This is a genomic window from Tenacibaculum sp. 47A_GOM-205m (assembly GCF_000518405.1).
GTDB lineage: Bacteria > Bacteroidota > Bacteroidia > Flavobacteriales > Flavobacteriaceae > Polaribacter > Polaribacter lutimaris.
The window spans coordinates 198,483-217,761 of record NZ_JADN01000004.1 but is presented as its reverse complement, the minus strand read 5'-3'; the positions used below and the strand labels follow the sequence as shown (position 1 = coordinate 217,761).

At 34.9% G+C, this 19,279-nt stretch carries 14 protein-coding genes; 12 read left to right on the top strand and 2 right to left on the bottom strand.

The window, feature by feature from the left end; translation table 11 throughout:
• Window position 1: 1 nt before the first annotated feature.
• Window positions 2-364 (bottom strand): SPOR domain-containing protein, encoded by a 363-nt coding sequence (locus N534_RS0104580; RefSeq protein ID WP_028891354.1) that lies wholly within the window; start codon window positions 362-364, stop codon window positions 2-4.
• A gap of 213 nt (window positions 365-577) precedes the next feature.
• On the opposite strand from N534_RS0104580, the gene N534_RS0104575 reads away from it, so the two are divergent.
• The 12 genes from N534_RS0104575 to N534_RS0104520 all read left to right on the top strand — a co-directional run bounded on the left by N534_RS0104575 (window position 578) and on the right by N534_RS0104520 (window position 16,719).
• Window positions 578-1,870 carry a c-type cytochrome gene (locus N534_RS0104575; RefSeq protein WP_028891353.1) on the top strand — a complete coding sequence of 431 codons (1,293 nt, stop codon included), beginning with the start codon at window positions 578-580 and terminating at the stop codon, window positions 1,868-1,870.
• A 32-nt stretch (window positions 1,871-1,902) separates the two neighbouring features.
• Window positions 1,903-5,061 carry a TAT-variant-translocated molybdopterin oxidoreductase gene (locus tag N534_RS0104570; protein ID WP_028891352.1) on the top strand — a complete coding sequence of 1,053 codons (3,159 nt, stop codon included), beginning with the start codon at window positions 1,903-1,905 and terminating at the stop codon, window positions 5,059-5,061.
• Window positions 5,062-5,088: 27 nt separating this feature from the next.
• Window positions 5,089-6,489, top strand: a complete 1,401-nt coding sequence (gene nrfD / locus N534_RS0104565; protein ID WP_028891351.1) for an NrfD/PsrC family molybdoenzyme membrane anchor subunit — start codon at window positions 5,089-5,091, stop codon at window positions 6,487-6,489.
• Window positions 6,479-7,006, top strand: coding sequence for a DUF3341 domain-containing protein (locus tag N534_RS0104560; RefSeq protein ID WP_028891350.1), 528 nt, complete (start codon window positions 6,479-6,481; stop codon window positions 7,004-7,006). The genes nrfD and N534_RS0104560 overlap by 11 nt, the downstream gene beginning before the upstream one ends.
• A 9-nt stretch (window positions 7,007-7,015) precedes the next feature.
• Window positions 7,016-7,564, top strand: coding sequence for a cytochrome c (locus N534_RS0104555; RefSeq protein ID WP_028891349.1), 549 nt, complete (start codon window positions 7,016-7,018; stop codon window positions 7,562-7,564).
• 22 nt (window positions 7,565-7,586) lie between these two features.
• On the top strand, window positions 7,587-9,158 hold the full coding sequence (locus N534_RS0104550; RefSeq protein ID WP_028891348.1) for a hypothetical protein: 1,572 nt from the start codon (window positions 7,587-7,589) through the stop codon (window positions 9,156-9,158).
• A 34-nt stretch (window positions 9,159-9,192) separates the two neighbouring features.
• The gene (locus N534_RS0104545) at window positions 9,193-10,200 is read left to right on the top strand and encodes a cytochrome c oxidase subunit II (protein ID WP_028891347.1); all 1,008 of its coding nucleotides are present in this window, start codon (window positions 9,193-9,195) and stop codon (window positions 10,198-10,200) included.
• A gap of 33 nt (window positions 10,201-10,233) precedes the next feature.
• Entirely contained in the window at window positions 10,234-12,003 is a 1,770-nt protein-coding gene (locus tag N534_RS0104540) for a cbb3-type cytochrome c oxidase subunit I (protein ID WP_028891346.1), read from the top strand.
• Between the two features lie 152 nt (window positions 12,004-12,155).
• Window positions 12,156-13,178, top strand: coding sequence for a Holliday junction branch migration DNA helicase RuvB (gene ruvB / locus N534_RS0104535; RefSeq protein WP_028891345.1), 1,023 nt, complete (start codon window positions 12,156-12,158; stop codon window positions 13,176-13,178).
• 2 nt (window positions 13,179-13,180) lie between these two features.
• The gene (locus N534_RS0104530; RefSeq protein ID WP_028891344.1) at window positions 13,181-14,911 is read left to right on the top strand and encodes a SulP family inorganic anion transporter; all 1,731 of its coding nucleotides are present in this window, start codon (window positions 13,181-13,183) and stop codon (window positions 14,909-14,911) included.
• A gap of 12 nt (window positions 14,912-14,923) precedes the next feature.
• Window positions 14,924-16,333 carry a rhodanese-like domain-containing protein gene (locus tag N534_RS0104525; RefSeq protein ID WP_028891343.1) on the top strand — a complete coding sequence of 470 codons (1,410 nt, stop codon included), beginning with the start codon at window positions 14,924-14,926 and terminating at the stop codon, window positions 16,331-16,333.
• A 5-nt stretch (window positions 16,334-16,338) separates the two neighbouring features.
• Window positions 16,339-16,719 carry a rhodanese-like domain-containing protein gene (locus N534_RS0104520; protein WP_028891342.1) on the top strand — a complete coding sequence of 127 codons (381 nt, stop codon included), beginning with the start codon at window positions 16,339-16,341 and terminating at the stop codon, window positions 16,717-16,719.
• A gap of 53 nt (window positions 16,720-16,772) precedes the next feature.
• Here N534_RS0104520 and N534_RS0104515 read toward each other — a convergent pair whose 3' ends face one another.
• Complete coding sequence (locus N534_RS0104515) at window positions 16,773-19,115, bottom strand: TonB-dependent receptor (protein ID WP_197017694.1); 2,343 nt, start codon at window positions 19,113-19,115, stop codon at window positions 16,773-16,775.
• Window positions 19,116-19,279 lie beyond the last annotated feature (164 nt).

The window sequence follows — 19,279 nt, the reverse complement described above, 5'->3', positions numbered from 1 at the left end:
TTTACATAGGTACAACAATGGCTCCAGAGAACTTCTCGCGAATTTCATTTAAAGCTCTGTCTGCATGTAAACGAGTTTTGTAGTTTCCTACTTGTATTTTCCATTCAGGAGCAGAATATGTTAGTTTGGTATATACACCAGGGTATTCAACCTGAAATCTATTTCGTAAGCTTCTAGCGCGTCCTTCCTGACCATTATATAATTGTATTCTATAACCAGTTCCGTTGTGCTTATTGTAAGCTCTCTTTTTTTCTATTAAAGAGTTAATGTTTTTGTTGTCAGCATATTTAGATTGTGCGGTTACGCTAAAAACACCAGCTGATAATAGAAATATAAGTGTTATTATTAAACTACTATTCTTCATTTTTGAATCTTTTTACAAAAGTAACGACTTGTCCGTTAATAGATTGTTAATGTTTATTATTTAGAATTGTTATAAATTGCAAATAAGCAATCTCTTTGCATTTCACAATTTAGACAGAAGTAGTACTTTTGTGCAACTTTCTGTGTGCTAAATTAAAATTAGTTGTACAGAAAAAATTGTACCAAAATAGATACAAAACTTATATTTTATAGTATGAAAAGTGTGAATCATCACAGTCGGTTAACCAAAACTCTAGTAAGGAGTTTAGCTTTCTTTTTAGTTTTCTTAGTAAGTTTTTCGGCGTTCTCGCAAGATGTAGACGAAGCGCGTCAAAAAGAAGGAAAAAAATTATTTAAGTCTCTTTGTGCATCATGTCACAAATTAGATAAAAAACTTGTAGGGCCTGCTTTAGCTGGTATTGAAGACAAAAGAACCAATGAGTGGTTAAAAGCATGGATTAAAGATAATGCTGCTTTAAGAGCTTCTGGAGATAAAGATGCTATTGCAATTTTTGAAGAGTACAATGGGTCTAATATGACCGCTTTTCCTCAGTTAACTGATCAGAACGTTGATGATATTTTGTATTATACAACTGTTGGTGAATTGAAGAAGGCTCCTGTTGCAGGTGCAGAAGTTACTGGTCAGCCTCAAGGAGATCAAGCTCCTCAATGGTTGATCTATATATTAGCAGCAGCAATCGTTGTGGCATTTTTAATTATTGGTAGTTTATTAAAGACTATTAGTGAATTAAAAGGAGCTCCGAAAACTCCAGGTTTAATGGGGCAAACTGCTGAATTATGGGAAGGAATTAAGCGTAATACATTCTTAAAAGTGTTAACGGTAATTTTTGGTGCTTTAGTGGCGGCATACTTCTTATTCGGTACGTTGTTTAAAGTTGGTGTTGATACAGGTTATCAGCCAATTCAACCAATCGCGTTTTCACATAAAATTCACGCAGGAGATAATAAGATTGACTGTCAGTACTGTCACTCTTCTGCTAAACATAGTAAAACATCTGGAATTCCTTCAGTAAATGTTTGTATGAACTGTCATAAAAATATTTCAGAAGTAGCAGATGACACTAAAGTTGTAATGGATGATCATACCTTAGTAAAAGCAGATTTAGATAAAGAAATCGCTAAGATTTACGAAGCTGCTGGGTGGGATCCTGATAAATTAGAGTACACAGGTAATACTAAGCCAATAAAATGGGTTAGAGTTCATAATTTACCAGATTTTGCATATTTTAACCACTCACAACACGTAACAGTAGGTGGAGTTGCTTGTCAAAAATGTCACGGACCAGTGGAAGAAATGGAAGAAGTATATCAACATTCTCCATTAACAATGGGTTGGTGTATTGACTGTCATAAGGATACTAAGGTTGACTTAAAAGGTAATGAGTACTATGCTAAGATTCATGAAGATTTAGCTAAAAAGTACGGTGTTGAGCAAGTAACAATTGCACAATTAGGAGGAAAAGAGTGTGGTAAGTGCCACTATTAATCAAATTAGAAAGTAGAAAAACACATATATAAATGGCTTCAGACAAAAAATACTGGCAAAGTGTTGAGGAACTTAAAGGAAGTTCTATTGTTGAAACGCTACGTAATAATGAGTTTGTACAAGATATCCCTACAGATGAGTTTTTAGGTGATAAAGAGACCTTAGAAACTTCATCAACATCGCGTAGAGATTTCTTGAAATATGTTGGATTTACCACAGCAGCAGCTTCTTTAGCGGCTTGTGAAGGTCCAGTAAGAAAATCAATTCCTTATGTAGTGCAACCTAATGATATCGTAGTAGGTGTTGCTGATTGGTACGCAACTACAATCGCAGACGGTTTTGATTTCGCAAACGTATTAGTAAAAACACGTGAAGGGCGTCCAATTCAAATCATGCCTAACAAAGAGGCAGGAGGAGTAACCAACGCACGTACGCAAGCATCGGTTTTATCATTATACGATGGTAAATTACGATTAAGAGAACCAAGAAAAGGTGAAACTGAAATTTCTTGGGCTGATGCTGATAAAGAAATCGTGGCTAAGTTAAACGAGTTAAAGAACGCTAACGAACCAGTAGTGTTATTAACAGGAACTTTAGCAAGTCCTTCTACTGATAAAGTTATTGCAGATTTTATTGCAGCTTATCCAAACGTTAAGCATGTAGTATATGATGCAATTTCTGAAAGTGCTACAGCTGATGCCTTTGAAGCTATGTATGGTAAGAGAGCTTTACCAGACTACGATTTTAGCAAAGCAGGAGTTATCGCATCTATCGGAGCAGATTTCTTAGGAGATTGGCAAGGTGGATATGAGAAATCTTATGCAGATGGTCGTAGAGTAGCAACAGGTAAGATGTCTTACCACGTTCAAATTGAAAGTAACATGTCTTTAACAGGTGCTAGTGCCGACAAAAGAATTGTTGCTAAGCCATCTGAACAAATTTTCGCTTTAATCAATTTATACAATGCAGTAACAGGAATTAGTCTTCCTTCTAAAGCAACCGCTTTTGATGCAGAAGTTAAGCAATTAGCTAATGATCTTAAAAAAGCAGGTTCAAAAGGAGTTGTAGTTACTGGATTAAATGATAAAAATGCACAATTAATTGCTTTAGCAATTAACAAAGCATTAAACAGTGAAGTAATCGATACACAAGCGGTAAACTTAACTCGCCAAGGTAACGATACTGAAGTTGCACAATTAGTAGCAGATATTAAAGCAGGAAAAGTAAAAGGTTTAGTTACTTACAACGTAAACCCAGTTTACTCTTTAGCTAATGCCGCTGATTTTGCAGAAGGGATTAAAAACTTAAAATTATCTGTTGCTTTATCTACTCAGAATGATGCAACAGCTAATGCTACACAATATACATTGCCAGCACCTCATAACTTAGAAAGTTGGGGAGATGTTATGGCGAAAGAAGGTGTTTATAGTTTAATGCAGCCTACTATTCAACCATTATTTAATACACGTCAGTTACAAGATGTGTTATTAAAGTGGACAGGTAGTACTGTAAACTATTATGATACATTAAAAGAATTTTGGAGTACTAATGTTTTAGGAGGAGCTTCATGGAATCAAGCATTACATGATGGATTCTTTAAAGCTACAACTATTGCAGAGGCAACTGCTTTTGAATCTACAGTAGATGTAAATGCTGCAGCAGTGGGATTAGTAAGATCTGCTAACAGTGCATCAGGATTTGAATTAAACTTATATTCATCAACTGCATTAGGAGATGGTAAACAAGCCAACAACCCTTGGTTACAAGAATTACCAGATCCTCTTACCCGTGCTTCTTGGGATAACTACTTAACTATGTCTATGGCTGATGCCAAAGAGTTAGGTTTTGAGAATCCAGTAAAAGATAACGGAGCAATTAATGGTAACTATGCTAATGTAACGGTTAATGGAGTTACAATTAATAAAATTCCAGTAATCATTCAACCAGGGCAAGCTAAAGGATCAATTGGTTTAGCATTAGGTTATGGTAGAACTCAAGGATTAAAACCAGAGATGCAAGTAGGTATCAATGCATATCCTTTCTACCAAAACGGAAACAACGTACAGTTTAATGTTTCTATTGAAAAAGCTTCAGGATGGCACAAATTTGCTTGTATGCAAGTACAAAGTACTTTAGCAGGACGCCATGATATTTTAAAAGAAGCTTCATTAAAAGAAGTAAACGATACTAGTTTAGATCCTAAACATACATGGAACAAACCATTTATGGTTTCTTACGATCACCAAGAAGTTGAAGGAAGTAAAATCGACTTATGGGATGAGCATGATAGAAGTTTAGGACACCACTTCAACTTATCTATCGACTTAACATCTTGTACAGGATGTGGGGCTTGTGTTATTGCATGTCACGCAGAAAACAACGTTCCTGTTGTTGGTAAAGATGAAATGAGAGTTGGTAGAGATATGGCTTGGTTACGTATTGATCGTTATTATTCTTCAACTGTTGTTGATAAACAACATGAGAAAAATGAAAATGGTGAGCCTAGAATTACTTTAGAAGAGTTCAAAGCACAGAATCCTAATTTAGCGAACCAAGAAGTTGAAAGAAGATATACTGAAAAAGTATTAGAATTAAGCAAGGGAGATTTATTTGATGCTTTAGAAAACCCAGCTGAGAATCCACAGGTTGCTTTCCAACCAATGATGTGTCAGCACTGTAACCACGCGCCATGTGAAACAGTATGTCCAGTAGCAGCAACATCACACGGTCGTCAAGGTCAAAACCAAATGGCATATAACCGTTGTGTAGGTACTCGTTACTGTGCAAACAACTGTCCATATAGAGTTCGTCGTTTCAACTGGTTTAACTATGCTGAAAACAACGAGTTTGACTTCAACATGAACAATGAATACGGAAAAATGGTGTTAAACCCAGACGTAGTTGTTCGTTCTCGTGGAGTTATGGAAAAATGTTCTATGTGTATCCAAATGACGCAAGCTACTATCTTAAAAGCTAAGAAAGAAGGTAGAGCTGTTAACAAAGATGAGTTTGAAACAGCATGTTCATCTGCTTGTTCTACTGGAGCTATGGTATTTGGAGATATAAACAACTCAGAAGATACAGTTACAGCGTTAAAAGAAGATAAAAGAGCTTTCCACGTGTTAGATTATATTGGTACAAAACCAAACGTAGTGTATCAAGTGAAAGTAAGAAATACAAACGAAGCTTAATAGTAAAATTAATAAGTATATAGATTTATGTCGTCTCATTACGAATCATCTTATAGAGAACCTTTAATACTTGGTGACAAGAGTTACCATGATATTACTGAAGATATTGCTAGACCTATTGAAGGGAAAGCAAACAAAAATTGGTATATAGCATTCTATATTTCTTTAGCAGCAATGTTATGGGGATTTGGATGTATCTTTTACACCGTAGGAACAGGTATTGGTGTTTGGGGATTAAGTAAAAACATCGGTTGGGCATGGGATATTACCAACTTTGTATGGTGGGTAGGTATCGGTCACGCCGGAACACTTATCTCTGCCGTATTGTTATTATTCCGCCAAAAATGGAGAATGGCAATTAACCGTTCTGCAGAAGCGATGACAATCTTTGCGGTATTCCAAGCAGGATTGTTCCCAATTATCCACATGGGACGTCCATGGAACGGATACTGGGTATTACCAATTCCTAACCAATTCGGATCATTATGGGTTAACTTTAACTCACCATTATTATGGGATGTATTCGCAATTTCTACGTATTTATCGGTATCATTAGTATTCTGGTGGACTGGTTTATTACCTGATTTTGCAACGATTCGTGATAGAGCTGTTAAACCTTTCCAAAAGAAAATTTATGCATTGTTATCTTTCGGATGGTCAGGTAGAGCAAAAGACTGGCAACGTTTTGAAGAAGTGTCATTAGTGTTAGCAGGATTAGCAACACCATTAGTACTTTCTGTACACACAATTGTATCGATGGACTTCGCAACTTCTATCAACCCAGGATGGCACTCAACAATTTTCCCTCCTTATTTCGTAGCAGGAGCAATTTTCTCAGGATTCGCAATGGTACAAACCTTATTAGGTATTATGCGTAAGGTTACAAATATGGAAGCATATATTACACGTTTACACGTTGAGTATATGAACATCGTAATCATTTTAACAGGAGGTATCGTAGCAGTAGCTTATGCAACAGAATTCTTCATTGCATGGTATACAGGATCTCCTTATGAAAACTACACATACTTATCGTTTGGAGCAGAAGCAGGAGCTTATGGATGGGCATTCTGGTCGTTATTAATTTGTAACATTTTCACACCACAGTTATTATGGATTAAAAAAATCAGAAGAAGTTTTATCTGGTCTTTCATTATCTCGATTGTAATTAATATCGGTATGTGGTTTGAGCGTTTTGATATTATCGCAATTGTATTAAGTAAAGGACAATTACCATCTACTTGGTGGCGTTTTGAGCCAACGTTTGTAGACGTAGGTATCTTCATAGGAACTATCGGGTTCTTCTTTGTATTATTCTTATTATATGCAAGAACTTTCCCAGTAATCCCTACAGCAGAGATTAAGACTATTTTGAAATCATCAGGTGAGAATTTTAAAAAATCAAGAGAAGAGAACAATGAGCACTAATAAAGTAATTCACGCATTATATAATGATGATGATATCTTAATGGATGCCGTTAAGAAGGTAAAAGCAGAGAATCATCACATTGAAGAAGTATTTTGTCCATTCCCAGTTCATGGATTAGACAAAGCAATGGGCTTAGCACCAACACGTTTAGCAATTACTGCTTTTTTATATGGTATTACAGGTTTATCAGTAGCAGTTTGGTTAACATGGTATACTATGATTGCTGATTGGCCTCAAGACATTGGTGGTAAACCAAACTTTTCTTGGGCTGCTAACATGCCAGCTTTCGTGCCAATTTTATTCGAATTAACAGTATTCTTTGCAGCACACTTAATGGTAATTACTTTTTATATGAGAAGTAGAATTTGGCCATTTAAAGAAGCTGAAAACCCAGATCCAAGAACTACAGATGATCACTTCTTAATGGAAGTTCCAGTTCATGGAAACGAAGAAGAGTTAATGGCATTGTTAGAAACAACAGGAGCTGTAGAAATTAACGTAGTAGAAACGCACTAATAAAGAGATATGAAGAGTTTAAAAATAATTATCGCTTTAGCTGTAGTAGCAACAAGCTTAAGTTCTTGTAACGATAAACGTAAACCACAAGTACAATACATGCCAGATATGTATGTATCTGTACCTTACGATGTAAATGGTGCAGATGGTTTAAACGGAAAAATGGTTAACAAATTACCTGTTGCAGGTACTGTAAGTAGAAACGGTGTAGTAGCTTATGATATTCCTAATACTAATGAAGGATATGAAAAAGCAAAAGCTGAATTAAAAAGCCCATTACCAACAACTGAGGCAAACTTAGAAAAAGGTAAAGAGTTATACGGAATTTACTGTGCTTCTTGTCACGGAACAAAAGGTGATGGTAATGGAGTATTATCTCAAAGAGATAAATTCAACGGTATCCCAAATTACGCTGATAGAGAGTTAACTCCAGGAAATATTTACCATGTAATAATGTATGGTAAAGGAGTAATGGGATCTCACGCATCACAATTACAATACAACGAGCGTTGGCAAGTTGTACAATACGTAGAAAAATTAAGAAGCGAATTAAAATAAGTCTATAATAGATAGTTAAGATATGTACCAGTTTTCAGGAAAATTAAAAATGCTAGCTATTGTTTTAATGGCTGTAGGACTTTTAGGAACAGGTTATAGTTTCTTTTCAGCACCTAAAACATTAGATGACGCAAAAGAAATTTTAGCAAAACAAGATGCTCACCATGGTGGTCATGAAGCAACAGCTACTCACGCAGAAGAGGAGCATGTAGAGGAAGCTAAAGTTGAAGAGCATGTAGAAGAAGTTGTTACTGAAGAAACTCAAGCAGATAGCACAGCAACACAAGCAGAAGAACATGTAGTAAATGTTGCAGAACAAGCACAAGATTCAACAAATGTTCAAGCTAATGAAGCTGAAGTTAAGGAAGAAGTAGCACACACAGAAGCAAAAGAAGAAACACATGCAGTAGCTGAAGCACACGGTGAAGATCATGGAGATGCTCACGCAGAACATGCTTTACACCAAATGCAAAACAGACCATGGTCTGCAATGTATGTAGCTTTATTATTCTCTTTAGGAATTACGTTATTAGTATTAGCTTTTTACGGATCTCAAATCGTTGCTCAAGCAGGATGGTCGGTAGTATTACACAGAGTAATGGAGGCTATCTCTTCTAACTTACACTATGTAAGTTTAGTAATGTTAGTTTTCTTAATTGCAACAGCAATGCACATGAACCACTTATTTACTTGGATGGGAGAAGGAGTAACCGACCCTACAAGTCCAAACTACGATGCTATTGTAGACGGTAAGAAATGGTATTTAAATACACCAGGATGGTTAATTAGAAGTATTATCTACTTAGCAGGTTGGAATGTATACCGTTTCTTAATCAGAAAGTGGTCTTTAGCACAAGATAATGGTGATTTAAAACAACATAAGAAAAACTATAATGCAACAGTTATCTTCTTAGTATTCTTTATGATTACAGAGAGTATGGCTTCTTGGGACTGGATTATGGCAATTGACCCACACTGGTTCTCAACATTATTTGGATGGTATGTATTAGCTACTTTCTTAGTATCAGCTTTAACAGTGATTGCTATGGTAACTATTTACTTGCGTTCAAAAGGAGTATTACCATTAGTAAACGATAGTCATATTCACGATTTAGCGAAGTTTATGTTTGGTTTCTCAGTATTCTGGACATACTTATGGTTTGCTCAGTTCATGTTAATTTGGTATGCAGATATGCCAGAAGAAACAACGTATTTCTTATTACGTTTTAACGAATATAAAGTACCATTCTTAGCAATGGTTGTAATGAACTTTATTTTCCCAGTATTATTATTAATCAACAGTGATTTTAAGAGCAGACCTTGGTTTGTAATCTTAGGTGGTGTTGTAATCTTAGCAGGTCATTATATCGATTTATTTGTTATGATTATGCCAGGAACTGTTGGTGGTCAATGGGGATTCGGAATTGGTGAAATAAGCGGATTATTATTCTTTGCAGGGTTATTCATCTTTGCTACGTTTAGTGCATTTGCTAAAGCGAATCCAGTACCTAAAGGAAATCCATATTTACACGAAAGTGAAACCTATCATTACTATAACATCGAACACACAGGAGAAGATAGTAATCATCATTAATAAAAAGAATTAATAAACAAATAGTTTAGATAATATGCTCGCTTTATTTTATATTTTCATAGCAGTTGCAATTGGAGTAAGTTTTTGGCAAATTACTCGTATAATGAATTTCCGTTCTGTAATTGCTACAGATGAAGACAACGAAAAACAAGGTAAATACGCTTTAGGTTTCTTAGCATTCCTTTACGCAATGATGATTTACTGTTTAATTGCCATGAACGTAATTATGTTACCAGAAGCTGCTTCTATTGAAGGAGAGCATGACGATAACTTATTCAATATTACATTTTGGTTAATTGGTATCGTACAATTTGGTATGCAGTTTTTAATTTTCTTCTTTACTTATAAGTACAGAGGAAATAAGAACAACAAAGCATTATTTTATGCAGATAGCCACAAATTAGAGTTAATTTGGACAACAATTCCAGCAGTAACAATTGTATTGTTAATTGGATACGGTTTATGGGCTTGGAACAACATTATGTATGTTGGAGATGATGAAAACCCAATCGTTATTGAGGTTTATTCTCAACAATTCCGTTGGGATGCTCGTTATGCTGGAGAAGACAACCAATTAGGTCTTGGTAATGTAAACTTTATCAAAGGAATTAACACTATGGGTGTTGATATGTCAGACCCAAGCGCACAAGATGATAAGCAAGTAACAGAATTATATTTACCAAAGGGTAAGAAAATATTATTCAAGTTCCGTTCACAAGACGTATTACACTCTGCTTATATGCCTCACTTTAGAGCGCAAATGAACTGTGTTCCAGGGATGGTTACTCAATTTGCTTTCACACCAAAGTATACAACTGCTGAAATGCGTCAGAATTCAGAAGTAGTTGCTAAAACAGAAGGAATTAACAAAATTAGAAGAGCTAAAGGAGAAGATCCATATGAGTTTGACTACATTTTATTATGTAACAAAATTTGTGGAGCATCTCACTACAATATGCAAATGAAAATTACTGTTGTTGAAGAAGACGAATACAATAAGTGGTTGTCAGAACAAAAAACATTAGCTCAAGTAATTAAATAAGGTATTTTTTAAAAGTATATAAAGATATAGATTATGTCAGATCATCATCACAAAGAAACATTTGTAACTAAATACATCTTTAGTCAAGATCACAAAATGATCTCTAAGCAGTACCTAGTTACAGGTATATTTATGGGTATCATAGGAGGTTTTATGTCTATGTTGTTTCGTTTACAAATTGCATGGCCAGATACGTCGTTTTCAATTGTTGAAGCGTTCTTAGGTAACCATCAAACAGATGGAATTATGAACCCAGATATGTACTTAGCGTTAGTTACAATACATGGTACAATCATGGTATTCTTTGTATTAACGGCAGGTTTAAGTGGTACATTCTCTAACCTTTTAATTCCGTTACAAATTGGAGCACGTGATATGGCTTCAGGATTCTTAAACATGGTATCATACTGGTTATTCTTCTTATCATCAGTAATCATGATCATTTCATTGTTTGTTGAAGCAGGACCAGCATCTGCAGGATGGACAATTTATCCTCCATTATCTGCGTTGCCACAAGCAATTCCAGGTTCAGGTACAGGTATGACATTATGGTTAGTATCAATGGCAATTTTCATTGCTTCATCTTTACTAGGATCATTAAACTATATCGTAACAGTTTTAAACTTACGTACTAAAGGAATGAAAATGACAAGATTGCCATTAACAATGTGGGCTTTCTTTATTACAGCAATTATTGGTGTAATTTCATTCCCAGTATTATTATCAGCAGCATTATTATTAATTTTTGATAGAAGCTTTGGTACTTCTTTTTACTTATCAGATATCTTTATTTCTGGAGAAGTATTACACTACCAAGGAGGATCACCAGTATTATTTGAACACTTATTCTGGTTCTTAGGTCACCCTGAGGTATATATCATTTTATTACCAGCATTAGGTATTAGTTCTGAAGTAATTTCTACTAACGCACGTAAACCTATCTTCGGATACCGTGCAATGGTTGGATCTATTATGGCAATTGCATTCTTATCTACAATCGTATGGGGTCACCATATGTTCGTATCAGGAATGAACCCATTCTTAGGATCAGTATTTACATTTACTACAGTATTAATTGCAATTCCATCAGCAGTAAAAGCGTTTAACTACGTTACTACGTTATGGAAAGGTAATCTACAGTTAAATCCTGCAATGATGTTCTCTATCGGATTAGTTTCTACATTCGTAACAGGAGGTTTAACAGGATTAGTATTAGGAGATTCAGCATTAGATATCAACGTTCACGATACATATTTCGTAGTAGCTCACTTCCACTTAGTAATGGGTGTATCTGCCTTATTAGGAATGTTTGCTGGTGTTTACCACTGGTTCCCTAAAATGTATGGTAGAATGATGAATAAAACATTAGGTTACTGGCACTTCTGGTTAACGATTATTACAGCTTATGGAGTATTCTTCCCAATGCACTTTATTGGTTTAGCTGGTTTACCACGTCGTTACTATACAAATACAAGTTTCCCAATGTTTGATGACTTAGCAGATATCAACGTATTCATGACTATCATGGCAATTATTGGTGGAGCTGCTCAGTTAATCTTTATTGCTAACTTCTTCATCTCTATGTACAGAGGTCAAAAAGCTACGCAAAACCCTTGGAATGCAAATACATTAGAGTGGACTACTCCTGTAGAGCATATCCACGGAAACTGGCCAGGAGAAATTCCTGAAGTTCACAGATGGGCTTACGATTACAGTAAAACAGATGAAAATGGTGAGTATGTTCACGGAAAAGATTTCGTGCCGCAAACAGTACCATTATTAGATGGAGAAGAGCCATCTTAATAAAAAGTAAAAATAAAAAGCCTCCCAATTCTGGGAGGCTTTTTATTTTTATAAGCATAAGAAATCCTTATAATACGTATCTTAGCATAGTAAAGAGCTAAGTAACATATATTACAAAACAACCGTTTTATTTCAAGTATATTTGCAACTATATGAATGAAAACCTAAACCCTGAAAATAAACATTATTCCAATGAAGAGTTAGACGTTGAAAAAAAGTTACGTCCACTATCATTTGATGATTTTACAGGTCAAGATCAGGCAATAGAAAATCTTAAGATTTTTGTTGAAGCAGCCAATCAGCGTGATGAAGCGTTAGATCATGCTTTATTTCATGGACCTCCAGGATTAGGAAAAACGACTTTAGCACACATTTTAGCGAATGAATTGGGAGTTGGTATTAAAGTTACCTCAGGTCCTGTTTTAGATAAACCAGGAGACTTAGCAGGATTACTAACGAACTTGGATGAACGGGATGTGCTTTTTATAGACGAAATCCATCGATTAAGCCCTGTAGTAGAAGAATACTTGTATTCGGCTATGGAAGATTATAAAATCGATATTATGATTGAATCTGGGCCTAATGCGCGTACAGTACAAATCAATTTAGAACCGTTTACTTTAGTTGGAGCTACTACTCGATCAGGGTTACTTACTGCACCAATGAGAGCCCGTTTTGGAATCAGTAGCCGATTGCATTACTACTCAACTGAACTGTTAACAAACATCATCCAACGAAGTGCCTTTATATTAAAAGTTCCAATTTCTATGGAAGCTGCTATTGAGATTGCAGGAAGAAGTAGAGGAACACCACGTATAGCCAATGCATTATTGCGTAGAGTACGTGATTTTGCACAAATAAAAGGAGATGGTACCATAACTATTGAAATAGCTAGATATGCGCTAAAAGCCTTAAATGTAGATGCGCATGGGCTAGATGAAATGGACAATAAAATATTATCTACCATTATTGATAAGTTCAAAGGTGGTCCAGTAGGGATTAGTACTTTAGCTACTGCAGTAGCAGAAAATTCAGAAACAATAGAAGAAGTATATGAACCTTTTTTAATTCAACAAGGGTTTATTATGCGTACGCCAAGAGGAAGAGAAGTAACCGATTTGGCATATAAACATTTAGGTAGAATTAAAGGAAGTAGCCAAGGAGAGCTCTTTTAAAAATGAAACTGTTAAAAAAACTCATACCGATACTAGAATGGTTGCCTAACTATAAAAAATCACAATTAAGAGGTGATGTAGTTGCAGGTATAACTGTTGCTATTGTGTTAATACCACAAGGTATAGCGTATGCACTTATTGCTGGTTTACCACCTATTTATGGGTTATATGCAGCATTAATGCCTCAATTAATGTATGCTATTTTTGGTACATCACGCCAAGTTGCAATTGGTCCTGTGGCAATGGATTCATTAATCGTAGCAACAGGGGTTTCTACCTTAGCATTAACAGGTTCTGAGAGTTATATAGGCATAGCAATATTGCTAGCGTTGGTGGTAGGTTCTATTCAATTTTTAATGGGAATTTTCCGCTTAGGGTTTGTAGTTAACTTCTTGTCGAGACCTGTAATAACAGGGTTTACATCTGCCGTAGCTTTAATTATTGGACTCAATCAATTTAGAAATTTATTCGGGGTAGATTTTGTACAAAGTGATCAAATACATGTATTGTTAGAAGATATTGTATTCCGACTTCAATACTTTAAAACAAATACTACCATCATAGGTTTAATTGCCTGTATAATTATTATAATTTTTAGAAAAGTTAATAGGAAGATTCCAAATGCATTAATTGTTGTGATTTTAGGAATTGTAACAATACGTCTTTTTGGAGATCAACTTGCAGATGTAGCTATTGTAAAAGATATTCCTTCAGGACTTCCTAAATTTTCAATACCTGTTATAGATGTAGCTCTAATACGTGAATTGATGCCTATAGCAGCAACCTTAGTTATGGTAGGATATTTAGAAACCATTTCTATCGGAAAAACGTTGGAGGCTAAACAAGACGAATATAGAGTAAGACCAAATCAGGAGTTAGTAGCTTTAGGTTTAAGTAATATGGTTGGGTCATTATTTCAATCATATCCTTCGGCATCAAGTTTTTCTCGTTCGGCTATCAATGCAGAATCAGGAGGTACTACAGGAGTTTCAGCAATTGTTTCGGCATTATTAGTAGTAATCACCTTACTTTTCTTAACACCGGTGTTTTATCATTTGCCTAAAACTATTTTATCAGCAATTATTATAGTTGCAGTTTTTAACTTGATAAATGTACAAGAAGCAAGAAGGTTATGGAAAGCGAATAATTTAGATTTCTGGTTATTGCTAGCTACTTTTTTAGCAACGATTTTCTTTGGAATTGAGTACGGAATTTTAATAGGAGTAGTTTTATCGTTGATTGTTTTAATTTTTAGAACGTCAAGACCTTATGTGGCTGAGTTAGGAAAAGTGCCAAATTCAGATTTCTATCGTAATAAAAACAGATTTAAGGAAGTTATCATAGAAGAAGAAATCTTAGTGTTCCGTTTTGATGCGCAATTATTTTATGCCAATTCAAACTATTTTCGTGATAGATTAGACGAAATGGCAGCAGAAAAAGGAAAGGCATTAAAGTTGATTGTTTTAGATGCAGAGAGTATTAACAGAGTAGATAGTACAGGTATTGATATGTTAAAAGAACGCATTATTTATTTTAACAAGCATAATATTCAATTCTATTTTGCAGGAGTGAAAGGGCCAGTAAGAGATGCCTTTTTTAGAGGAGGTTTATTAGACGTTGTAAGTTTAGATCACTTTTTTATGCGTGCCAACGGAGCCGTAAATTTTTATAAAACAGGAGATAATCAAAACCAAAAAAAATACGCACAATACATACATCAAGCGTATAAATAACTATATAATATTATGAAAATAGAGCAAATTTATACAGGTTGTTTAGCACAAGGAGCCTATTATATTGAAAGTAACGGAGAAGTTGCAATTATAGATCCATTACGTGAAGTAGATCCTTATATAAACAGAGCTGAAAAAGATGGCGCTAAAATCAAATATATTTTCGAAACGCATTTTCATGCAGATTTTGTAAGTGGTCATGTTACGCTTGCTGAAAAAACAGGAGCAACAATTGTATACGGACCAACAGCAAAAACAAATTATGAGGCTCATATAGCCACAGATGGAGAAGTGTTCACATTAGGTGATATTACCATTACGGTATTACATACTCCAGGACATACAATGGAGAGTGCTTCTTATTTATTAAAAGATAAAGATGGAAAAAACCACGCGATTTTTAGTGGTGATACCTTATTCTTAGGTGATGTAGGGCGCCCAGATTTAGCGCAAAAAGCAGCAAACTTAACACAAGAAGAGTTAGCAGGGTTATTGTACGATAGTTTACGTACAAAAATCATGACGTTGGAAGATGAAGTAATCGTATATCCAGCACACGGAGCAGGGTCTGCTTGTGGTAAGAATTTAAGCAAAGAAACAGTTGGTACTATTGGTGATCAAAAGAAAACCAATTACGCACTTCGTGCAGATATGACTAAAGAGGAATTTGTAAAAGAGGTGACTGATGGTTTATTACCTCCACCAGAATATTTCCCTTTAAATGTAAAAATGAATAAGGAAGGGTACCAATCTATTGATGAAGTTATCAAGAGTGGAGCAAAAGCCTTATCTGTAGAAGACTTTGAAAAAATAGCTAACGAAACAGATGCGTTAGTATTAGATGTTCGTAATCAAGCAGAATTTATTAAAGGATTTATTCCTCAATCAATCTTTATTGGTTTAGGAGGAACATTTGCTCCATGGGTAGGAGCATTGATTAAAGATGTTACACAGCCAATTTTATTAGTTACTCCTGAAGGAGAAGAAGAAACGACTATTACACGTTTATCTCGTGTTGGTTTTGATAATGTATTAGGGTATTTAGGTGGAAGTTTTAATGCTTGGAAAGCAGCAGGAAAAGAAGTAGATACTTTGCGTTCGGTTCCTGCAACTGTTTTAGCAGAAGAACTTACCAAAGGAGCTCCAGTTTTTGATGTTCGTAAACCAGGTGAATATACAAGTGAGCATATTATAGATGCGCCAAGTACACCGTTAGATTTCTTAAACGATCATATTGAAGAGTTTCCAACAAAAGGAGATTTTTATGTGCATTGTGCAGGAGGGTATCGTTCAGTAATTGCAGCATCTATTTTAAAAGCAAGAGGATTCCATAATATAATTGATGTAGCTGGAGGATATAAGGCAATTAAAGAAACTGATATTCCAAGATCAGAAGCTGTTTGTCCGTCAACTTTAAAATAAGAATAATGAAGAGAGGTATATTTTTAGTAGGTTTATTTTTAACAGTGGTATTATCATGCAAACCTCAAACCAATGAGGCAAAAGATATCACGGTTGAAAACTTGCAGGTAGTTTTAGAAAATGAAGATAATGTACAGTTATTAGATGTTAGAACACCGCAAGAATGGGCAGAGGGCGTAATTAAAGATCCGATAAAAATAGATATAACAGGAGAAGATTTTGAAGGAAAGGTTTTAGAAAAGTTAGATAAAACTCGACCTGTATATATTTACTGTCGATCTGGAGGTAGAAGTAAAAAAGCTACGGAACTCCTAGCCAAAAAAGGGTATAAAGCCTACAATGTTTTAGGAGGAATTTTAGAATGGGAAGAAAAAAATAAAGAATAAAAAAAAACCGAGACAATTGTCTCGGTTTTACTTTTTCTTAGCTCTTTTCCCACTTAAAATTTTAACGTTGCGCCTACTAAAAAGTTTCTAGTAGCTTGCGGATAGTATCCTTGTACTTCAAAAGAAGTTCCAGGAGTATCCCAAGTATTTAAATAGGTGTATCCTCTATCAACATATTCTTTATCAAAAAGATTGTTAACCAATCCTGTAAACACAATTGATTTAAAAATTTTGTTCATTTCAAGTTCATAACTAACATTAAAATCACTAACGTAATAGCTATCTAGTTTAGAGGATTCTGTATTAGTGTTACTCAAATATTGTTCACCAACAAATTTAGAAAGTAAAGCTAATTGTAGCCCTTTTGTAGGTTTGTAAACTAATGCATTTCCAGCAATAATGTTTGGAGAAAAAGCAATATTCGTAGTCCCAATATTACGTTGAACACCATCACGATCCAACATGAAATTCTTGATTTTATTACTACTTACGGTAAGGTTTTGGTTAATGCTAAACTTATCTGAAATGTTAAAGTTAGCATCAATTTCTACTCCTAAACGATAACTGTCTTTCACATTTTCTCTTAAATATTCTCCTACATCATTTAATCCACCAGTTTGAATTAATTGGTTGTCGTAAGACATGTAGTAGATGTTGGTGTTTAATTGAACCGTTTTATTATGCAAACGCCATCCCAATTCAAAATCATCTAACGTTTCATGTTGTACGTTGATACCATTTTGAAAATCATCACGGTTCGGTTCTCTGTTCGCACGTGCATACGAAGCATAAATGCTATTTTCTTTATTTATAGTATATGTAAATCCTAACTTAGGATTAAAGAAACTAAACGAAGTGTCAATATTTAAAGGGTTTAAGTCAGAAGTAAATCCGCCAGTTGTATAATCAATAAATCTACCTTGCACATCAACAAAAGCTTTTAAGTTGTCAAAAACATTAAAAGTAGCTTTAGAGAAAACACTAAAATCATCCTTTTTAGCATCACTAAAATAATAACGATCTCTAATATTAGCCCCATCGGCAAATTGTGTAGCCCAAATAACTTCACCAAAATGATCTCCTTTATAATTACTATAAGAAGCACCAGAGATTAACTCGAATTTTTTAGTTTTATAAGTTACATTAGCATTAGCCACGTAAAAATCATTGTCTAACCAACGGCGAACAATAACATCACTTCCATCAACAATTATTTTGTTATAATCATCAGCGTCTCTATCTTTTTTAAACTGCTCAAAATATCCTTTACCAGGTGTATAATTTAAACCAATATTGGTAGACCAGTTTTCTGATAATTGTTCATTCCAGTGTAATTGGTAGTGATCTTGCCAATAATTATCGGTTTCATTTTCGTACGTATATGGGTTTTGACGACGGTTTTCTTGTAATTCCTCAGCGCTTAACCCATACCAAGCTTGATATGTTTGTTGTTTTCCCCCAAAAGCTAAAGCTTTAATCAACGTATTATCATCGGTATAGCTACCTTGTAAGAAATACGATTTTAGGTCGGTGAAAGCACGATCAACATATCCGTCAGAATAAATGTTAGACAAACGACCAGAAAACTCAAAATGATCGTTTAATTTTCCAGTAGTAAACTTTACGGTATGCTTTCTTGTTCCGTACGAACCAAAAGCATTCGAAATTTCTCCACTTGCTTCTTCTGAAACGGCATCGGTTAAGATGTTTAAACTAGCTCCAAAAGCTCCAGAACCGTTCGTAGAAGTTCCTACACCACGCTGTAATTGTAAACTTTGGGTAGAAGAAGCAAAATCTCCCATATTAACCCAAAAAGTTCCCTGACTCTCGGCATCGTTATACGGAATTCCGTTAATGGTAACATTTACACGAGAAGCATCAGAACCACGTACACGAATATAAGTGTATCCAACACCTGCACCTGCATCTGATGAAGATGTTACCGAAGGCAAATAGTTTAATAATACAGGAATGTCCTGTCCTAAATTACGCTTTTCTATTTCTTGTTTGCTAAGGTTAGAGTGGGTTACTGGGGCATCTGCTTTTACACGAACCGCAGAAACTAATACCTCGTCTAAAACCGTTTCGTCAGAAATTAATTGAAAGGTGATTTGTTGGTTGTTGGTAAGGTCAACTTCTTGTGAGGTAGTTTTAAATCCTACATAAGAAACTTCAATAAAATGTGCTCCTTTAGGTAAATTTAATTTGAATTTGCCTTCAAAATCGGTTGAAGTTCCTTTGTTTTGAGTTGTAACAGTAACGGTAGCACCAACCAAAGGCTTTTGATTGCCATCAACTACTTTACCAGACAAAATAAATGTTTGTGCACTCGTTGTTAATGTTGTAAACACTGCGAGTAAAAAAGCGATTACTTTCACTTTCTTTTGAAAAGACATCGGTCTCATTTTATAAAAAACAAAATCGAATAAAAAGAGGTAATTATTCTTTAGTTAAACATTGAATAATTAAAATTTGTCATTACGAGGAGTTTAGGACGAAGTAATCTTTTCATCAATAAACAGATTGCCACAGTAATTTTCCAAATTACTTCGCAATGACG